General features: G+C 53.5%; 5 protein-coding genes. 4 read left to right on the plus strand and 1 reads right to left on the minus strand.

From position 1 onward, the window contains the following. Positions 1–61 precede the first annotated feature (61 nt). Together V6D20_07880 and V6D20_07885 are read left to right on the plus strand one after the other, a co-directional pair. Complete coding sequence (locus V6D20_07880; GenBank protein ID HEY9815703.1) at positions 62–1,072, plus strand: hypothetical protein; 1,011 nt, start codon at positions 62–64, stop codon at positions 1,070–1,072. Positions 1,073–3,038: 1,966 nt separating this feature from the next. Continuing rightward, complete coding sequence (locus V6D20_07885; protein ID HEY9815704.1) at positions 3,039–5,531, plus strand: GH116 family glycosyl hydrolase; 2,493 nt, start codon at positions 3,039–3,041, stop codon at positions 5,529–5,531. Here the strand turns inward: V6D20_07885 and V6D20_07890 are convergent. Then, positions 5,506–6,297: a hypothetical protein gene (locus V6D20_07890; protein HEY9815705.1), complete on the minus strand. Its 792-nt coding sequence runs from the start codon at positions 6,295–6,297 to the stop codon at positions 5,506–5,508. The two genes, V6D20_07885 and V6D20_07890, sit on opposite strands and share 26 nt — an antisense overlap. A 538-nt stretch (positions 6,298–6,835) precedes the next feature. On the opposite strand from V6D20_07890, the gene V6D20_07895 reads away from it, so the two are divergent. Further along, positions 6,836–7,735, plus strand: a complete 900-nt coding sequence (locus tag V6D20_07895; protein HEY9815706.1) for a CoB--CoM heterodisulfide reductase iron-sulfur subunit B family protein — start codon at positions 6,836–6,838, stop codon at positions 7,733–7,735. A 156-nt stretch (positions 7,736–7,891) separates the two neighbouring features. Beyond that, positions 7,892–8,256, plus strand: a 365-nt coding sequence (locus V6D20_07900; GenBank protein HEY9815707.1) for a hypothetical protein, incomplete at its 3' end; no start/stop codon positions are given.

Genomic DNA, 8,256 nt, shown 5'->3' on the forward strand with positions numbered 1-8,256 from the left:
GATATAGATCACTATAAATAGATTCCTTTTAGACAATCTTTAGCACTATTAAAAAAAGACTATGCATTTACCCAATAAAGATGAATTGATGTCTGGGGTATCCTCGTCGCTCCATTCCTTTTCCCAAGCCTGGGCTAAGCGCTATGTGCAACAGGTTCATCAACCCTCCCAGCCCCTTGCCAGCGCTCAAACCTCACGCCACGACATTGCCGAGCATTTACGACAAGAGCTACGAACCGTCAGCGCAAGAGCATGGAGTAAAACAGAGCATCTACTGGCAGAACAAGTCAAGCGCCATCAACTACCACCCAACCTCATCAATCCATGGGCGATCGCTAAGGATGTCTATGACATCTACGATCAAGCCTTTATCAGCTACGTCTCATCCGTCACACCCGAGCGGTTTGCAGTCAATATTTCACCTCTCCTAGGTCATATTCGGGCAAAATATACCCTTGTTGATCCAAGGGTGATCGGCTTTGTAAGTATGCAGTTCCACTACACTGGACTGTTTTTGCTAGAGCTAGCCGCCGCCGACCAAGAGGCTCTGCGGCTCTATTTCAAAGCCATCGATGATCATCTCTATATGCCCCTGCAACGGGCCTATGATGCTGCCGCTCAGCACTCCTATGAATCGACGGATTTGCTGCTGGTGAGAAAGCTCCTGCCCCAGAGTAGTGCGATCGCCCATCGGGTTGTCGATCAAGTTATGGCAGCATTTCCCCACCATCATTGCTACAGCGGTGCGCTCAATTCGCCCCAAGTTAAAATCTCTAGCCTGCGTGATGCGGAGATGTTTCAAACCTATCTTTGGGTTTGCATTTTAGAAGATAACATCAGCATCGTGCAGCAAGAACTTTTTCCTCTTTGCGTGATGCTATACCCCATGCTGAATGTGCGTTGGGAATTGGTACGCTACATGCTGACATTGATGGATCATGAATTTGCCAACTGTCTCGACACAACGCAATTCATCAAATGTTCGACCTATCTTGATAGCTTGAAAATCATGTTCGCCGAAGATGTATTCGCTAGCGAGGCGATCACGCCCAGCTACAACGGAGTCGCCTAACAAACCCACCCCAATCAGCTCGCAACCGGATCAATCATCAACATCCTAGGCTGGTTGGTGAACCAATCTTGATGGTACAGGCTGAGTTGCTCGACGTGAAATCCAACACCAGTTCAGACTCCGTTGGGTGACACTTGGGTGACGCTGACGCTAGCCCAACTTACAAGAGAATCAGGGTTACAGGAGTTTTGTCCATCCATCGGCACCCTAGATCTTCCAGACCACCGTCGGCATGGCTCACGGTGCAATCGTCCATCCACTTGGAGAGCAGAGAGCAGCACTGGCATCCTCAGGTCATCGAAGGGTTTTTGACATGCGTATTTCCTAGACCTAGCCTGGCGCAATAAGCCGGCAGTTGGCGCACAAACAAGATAGCTATGAACGTTGGATAGTACGGGCGATCGTCTCCGCTGGTACTCGACCCTGGCCAGACCCCGTTACCCCGTCTCAGCAATCATGAGAGGCGGGGCAATAGCGACACCGCTACTATTAAAGAATAATGCCCCTCAAGCCCTAGTGCAGGATCATAGCCCTGAGGGGTTAGTACCTTCATTGAATTCATTCAAGACCGTGCTATGTTACCAGTGAAATTAGGAGATACCAGACAACAGTGTGTCATCCTTTTCACTGCCTAACCCCCAGGCTACATGAATCGGTTGTAAGGATAAGGACTTGTGAAAGACCGTTGGTCTAGCAGTTTCAAGATCTTTCAGAGGCGCACAGATGTTCTGTGCCACCATCATCTAACTATTACTGTAGAGTGAACATTCAAAAATGGCTAGTGCGTTACGCAATGTAACTCATTGAGCAGACCAGGGTGTAGCCTAAGCATATTTTCTGAAACTATGCGGAGATACGGAGCCCAGTCTACCCTCAGTCCAAGGTGTTCTCTCTATCAAAGATCAGAAGAATTGCGATTGATTGGTCTTCATAGATCCTGCACTGTTGAGTTGGGTCTTGCATCTACACAGGGCTAGGACAATGAAATATGCGTTTGCTGCAATGATTGCACTCCTTTCTCTCGCTGCGACATCTACCATCATGGAGCCAATGAGTAAGAATCCGCCATGCAATCCTGAATTGGAATGTGATGTTGTTGTCCAGCTCCATGGGGTGAAGACCGTACGTAATCAGTAGCGTCTAATAGAACCATGACTAGAGAGCTTGTGACAAGGAAAATCGATTGGCGAGAGATTGGCTTACTCCTGACCATCGCGGCTGCCACTAGTTTTATTACGCTAGGGGTTTTGGAATGCCTGTTTAACAATGTTCGCTGTGTGCAAATCGGAACAGACGGCAGTTACAACAGGCTGCATGGCTTTCAGAATTGCGCACCAGCAGACATGAATCAGTCTTCTTCAATCTGGTCGCGATCGCGCCTAGAACCTTAGTTGCTGCCTTGCTTGAGGCAATACTAGGGCTCTCTCATCAATCAGAGTCTTGCCCATCTTGCCCTCCTTGCTATGGGGGCGAGTAATTGGCATATCTCTGTCTCAGCACCCATCACCTACCATCGAGCGATCGCTTCAGCCAACCTTGAGCGATCGCCCGGTGACCATGTCTACTAAATTCCCATAATTCAAGATGCCCATACATCCGTAAATACACGGGCTAACCGCAAATCCACGGATAACTCGATGTAAAAATCATGAGGCTTCTATAAAGCTTGTATGAAGATGCCTGCCTAACCTGAGATATAGCACCTCAGAACCCTTACGGAGAGCTTGATCAGGAGGCAGACATCCATCGACGGTGTTGTCGGCTGCTACACCGTCGCCTCGGGCTAGAATACATTGCGCCACGGATCGCAGCCTACTCATCCATCAGGCTGCTAGGAGGATCCTTCAACCCCGGCAACCGTCTCACGTCACTCAACAGCCCAAGTCTCTGCACCTTAAGTTAATCACTGTTATTCTCTGACGTTTGACGCGGCACCCTTGCTAAAGTTCCTTCTTGATCATCAACGATGGAGCGATCGCGGAATCGCTCATCAGATGGCGGTAAAATCGGGGGGATCATTCGCGGGTCTTCAGGCATGATTCCAAGCTGTAGCTGGCAGCGGCCCCTTGGGCTGGGCTGGACTAATCCTTATACCGTTCGCTACGCCAGCAATCTCGACGATGGCCCCTGGCATGGGATGCCTCTGGGTGGCTTTGGGGCAGGCTGTATGGGGCGATCGCCTCGGGGAGACTTCAACCTCTGGCACATTGACGGCGGCGAGCATATTTTTCGCTCAGTGCCAGCCTGTCAGTTCAGCCTATTTGAACAATCCGGCAACCAAGCCCAAGCCTACGCTCTCTGCACAGAAGCCGATGCCGTTCCTAGCGATTGGACGCCTTATCCAGCCAGCAGTAAGGGTCAGCCAACGGGGCACTACCATGCTCTCTATCCCCGCAGCTGGTTTGTCTACGAGGCGCTGCAGGCACGGGTCACCTGTGAGCAGTTTTCGCCGATTTTACCCGGCAACTATCAAGACACCAGCTATCCCGTGGCGGTCTTTAACTGGATATTGGAGAACCCCACCGATGCCCCCCTCACCCTCAGCATCTTGGTGACCTGGCAGAATATGGTGGGCTGGTTTACCAATGGGGAGAGCACACCGGAGGTGCGGATGCGGGACGACGGCAGCCCGGTGTATGACTACCAGCCGCGCTGGGGCGATAGTCAAGGCAATAGCAACCAGTGGCAGCCGATGGATACTGCCGGACGGGTGGGCTGGCTGATGGATCGGGTCAACCGACCGGCGCAGCCCCAGGAGGGCGATGGACAATGGGCGATCGCTGCCCAAGCTAACGACTGCGAGGTGTTCTACCACAGCCGCTGGAATCCTGATGGCGACGGCGCGGAGCTATGGGACAGCTTTGCCCGCGATGGATCCCTGCCCAATATAGCCGACCCTACCCCCGCCGCTGCTGGCGAACAGATTGCCACTGCCCTGGCGTTGCGCATCACCCTTGAGCCGGGAGAGCGGCGCACCCTACCCATGGCGATCGCTTGGGACGTCCCGGTGACCGAATTTGCCCAAGGGGTGACCTATCTGCGGCGCTATACAGACTTTTTTGGCGCGGATGGGCGACAGGCCTGGGCGATCGCTCAGACGGCACTGGATCACTATGCAACCTGGCAGCAGCAGATCCAAGACTGGCAGCAACCGATTCTCGACCGAGAGGATCTGCCCAGTTGGTTCAAAATGGCGCTGTTTAACGAACTCTACGACCTCTGTAGCGGAGCTAGCCTTTGGAGTGCGGCCAGCGATCGCGATCCGGTGGGGCAGTTTGCCGTCGCGGAATGCTTAGACTATCGCTGGTATGAAAGTTTAGACGTACGCCTCCATGCCTCATGGTCGCTGCTGCTGCTGTGGCCCGACCTAGAAAAAGCCGTGATGCGCGCCTTCGCCCGAGCCATTCCCAGCGCCGACGATACCCCACGGGTGATTGGCTACTACTACACCATTGGCGCAGAAAGTCCCATGGCCGTACGCAAAACCGCCAACGCCACGCCCCATGACCTAGGTGCCCCCAACGAACATCCCTGGGAAAAAACCAACTACACCAGCTACCAAGACTGTAACCTGTGGAAAGATCTGGCCAGCGACTTCGTGCTTCAGGTCTATCGAGATTTTCTATTCACCGGCAGCACCGATCTAGCCTTTCTCCGAGACTGCTGGCCCTCGGTGGTCAGCGCCCTCGACTATCTCAAAGGCTTCGACCACGACGGCGACGGCATTCCCGAAAACTCTGGAGCACCGGATCAAACCTTTGACGACTGGCGACTCAAGGGCATCAGTGCCTACTGTGGAGGCCTCTGGCTGGCCGCCTTAGAAGCAGCGATCGCCATCGGTCAGGTTTTAGAGCAAGCTGGGGAAGCGATCGCCCCCCGTCCCGCCGACCCGATCTCGCAGTACCAAACCTGGCTGGCTCAGGCCAAACCCCTGTACCAAGAAGCGCTATGGAATGGTCGCTATTACCGCTTGGACACCGGCAGCGGCTCCGATGTGGTCATGGCGGATCAGCTTTGCGGTCAGTTCTATACCCGCCTGCTGGGTCTGCCGGATATTGTGCCCAACGACTGCGCCCAGTCTGCCCTGGAAATGGTGTACGAAGCCTGTTTCATGCGCTTCCACAATGGCCAATTCGGCGCGGCCAATGGTCTGCGTCCCGATGGTTCGCCTATGAATCCAGACGACACCCATCCCCTAGAAGTATGGACAGGCATCAACTTTGGGCTCGCCGCCTTTTTGGTGCAAATGAACCTGCGAGACGAAGCCCTGCGCATGACGGAGGCCGTCGTCAAACAGATCTATACCAACGGGCTACAGTTCCGCACGCCAGAAGCCATCACCGCCGTGGGCACCTTCCGCGCCTCTCACTACCTGCGGGCCTTAGCCATCTGGCTCACCTACGGCATGTTGACAGACTTTGCGCCGGTGTTGCCTAATCACTCCAGTCATGGGGATTGAGCACCACGATCATACTGTGAACCACCGGCTCCACTTCATCTAAACGCGGATGATCCGAGGGAAACAGGGTATCGCCCATGATCGGATAGTCTCCTTCATAAAGGCTCATCTCATCATGGGAAAGGCGCATCCGTAGGTACAGAACATTGCGGTAGGCATCCAGCCGACTGTTATCCAGTTGAATCGTGCCGCCATAGTCCCAGGCGAACCCATAAAACTGGAAATCACCCAGAACCTGTTTCAGCTCTGCCAAATCCATGCCGGTATGCACACCCTCCGGCGTGTGCCAGGCAGGGCCCAACTCCCGCACTTCAAAGGGGCGCGATCGCGTCTCATCTGTCCAGATAATTGCCAGCGATCGCCCCTCCTCCAATTCCACCCAAGTTCCTGGCTCCTCAAAGCCTTCCCCCACAGCGATTGCCTCATCGCGGAGCTGGTCTTCTCCAAAGATGGCAGCGAGCTGCTGACGATTGGTGTCGCGGGTGATGGGGCCCACGCGCTCACCGGGAATCACGGTGGTGTCCGCTAGGGGATCAACCTGGGTCTCGTCTACCGAGGGGCGATCGCTGATCTGGGGAGAAGACGGGGCGGGTTCAGCCGGCACCGACGAAGCTGGATCGTCGGCTAGATCATCCACTGGATCATCCTGCACAGCTTCCGAGTCCGAGGCCGGCGGTGGGGACGATCCATCTGGCTCCGGTGACCCTCCACAGGCGATCGACAGAAGCGCAATCGCTCCCAGTAATCCTAAAAAACGTCGGTTCATGACATGGTACTCATAGCGTCAGACTCACCAGCGGTTGTAGCTTGCTGTTCCAATCCGGCGAGTGCAGTCCTGTTAGATACATGACTCTACCCTAAGATTTCCTGCGTGTATTGGGGGGCGATCGGTGGATACTTTCAAGAATGGCACAGGTATAGGCATCTATTGAGGTTAAGTGCGCTTTTATCTTACCCCACGTAACTTAGCTATAGACTCTTGAAGCATAATCAGTTCATACATCCTCTGATAATGGTGCATCAAGCAGAGATAAGAATTCAACTTATAACGACGATATCGTGTCGCAACCATCAGGGCGATCGCTCGCATCCACGCTTATGATTCGTGCTCTCATGTCGATGCAAACCCGATCATTGCTGGGGGTGCTCCAAGACAGCGGCATAGCCATCAACGTTAAGGGACTATAAGGATATTGCCCCAACGTCAGACTTGTGGAGGAAGATAGGAGAGACCAGCGGCTCTCACGGGCAATGTCCCGCCTGCCGTCCAGTCCTGATGAGAACACTCTGCGATCGCTGAACCCATGTCACTCAAGTATGCCTACTATCCCGGTTGCGTCGCCCAAGGGGCCTGCCGCGAACTGCACCAATCCACCCAAGCCCTCTCCCAAGCCTTGGGCATCGAACTGATTGAACTCAAAAAAGCCGCCTGCTGCGGGTCGGGGACTTTTAAGGAAGAGTCGCAACTGCTGGAAGATACGGTGAATGCCCGCAACATTGCCCTAGCGGAGTCGCTCAATTTACCGTTGCTCACCCACTGCAGCACCTGCCAAGGGGTGATGGGCCATGTGGATGAACGGCTGAAGGAGGCACAGCAACAAGATCCAGCCTACCTCAACCAAATTAACGGCCTACTGAAAAAGGAAGGCTGCTCACCCTACCAAGGCAGTAGCCGCGTCACCCATATCCTTTGGGCTCTGGTGGGAGACTATGGCATGGAAGCCTTGCAGAAACGGGTGACGCGGGCACTGTCGGGCCTGAACTGTGCAGCGTTTTACGGGTGCTATCTGCTACGGGCTCAGAAGCACCTGCCCCACGACGATCCCCACGCGCCAGAATCGATGGAACGGGTCTTCCGAGCCGTGGGAGCAACGCCCATTTACTATTCGGGACGCACCCAGTGCTGCGGCTGGCCCATTTCCAGCTATGACACGACCAATTCCTTCAAAATGGCAGGGGGACATCTTCAAGAAGCGATCGCTGCCGGGGCGGACTGTATTGTCACGCCTTGCCCGCTCTGCCATCTCAACCTCGATTCACGACAGCCGGAGGTGGCAAAGGTGATGGGGCGATCGCTTGACCTACCCATTTTGCATCTACCCCAGCTCGTCGCCCTAGCCCTCGGGGTATCACCCAAGGATCTGGGATTAGACCGTCATGTGGTCTCCACTCGCCCCGTTCTAGAAAAACTCGGGCTGCTGTAATAGTTGGCGTCGCACTTTATTTAGTTGGGTAGGCTGGGAGGCGATCGGGCAAGTCACCCTATTGCCACCTCAGTTATAGGCTTGCTCTGTTTAGTAGGCATCATGCTTAAGCCGAAGTGCATCATAAACAATAGTTAGGCTTCCTAGGTAAATCAAGTGACCCACAAGTATTATTCTCAAAGAGTAGGGACTAACCCGAATATCAATGGACTTGAGTTAAGTGATACGATTGATTTATTTGTACGAGTATTGGATCAGTTCAGATTAGACGGGTATTTCGATGAAGCCTTTGGGTTTTATTGTGTAGACGCAGATTACATTAATGGAACGGTCAAAGATGTAGAGCTAGAAATGCTTCTGACAATAAGAAAGAAAAACTTATGGCCTATTTCTGATTGTTCATCAAAATATTCGGAGGACGACTTCCTAGATGTAATCGAGTTCCTCTATCAATATGTTTCAAAACCAATTGATGGAGCAATGCACTCTTGGGGTGATTGCGGCATGCACTGGGAAACCTT

The organism is Candidatus Obscuribacterales bacterium, from assembly GCA_036703605.1.
In the GTDB taxonomy this organism is placed as follows: Bacteria; Cyanobacteriota; Cyanobacteriia; order RECH01; family RECH01; genus RECH01.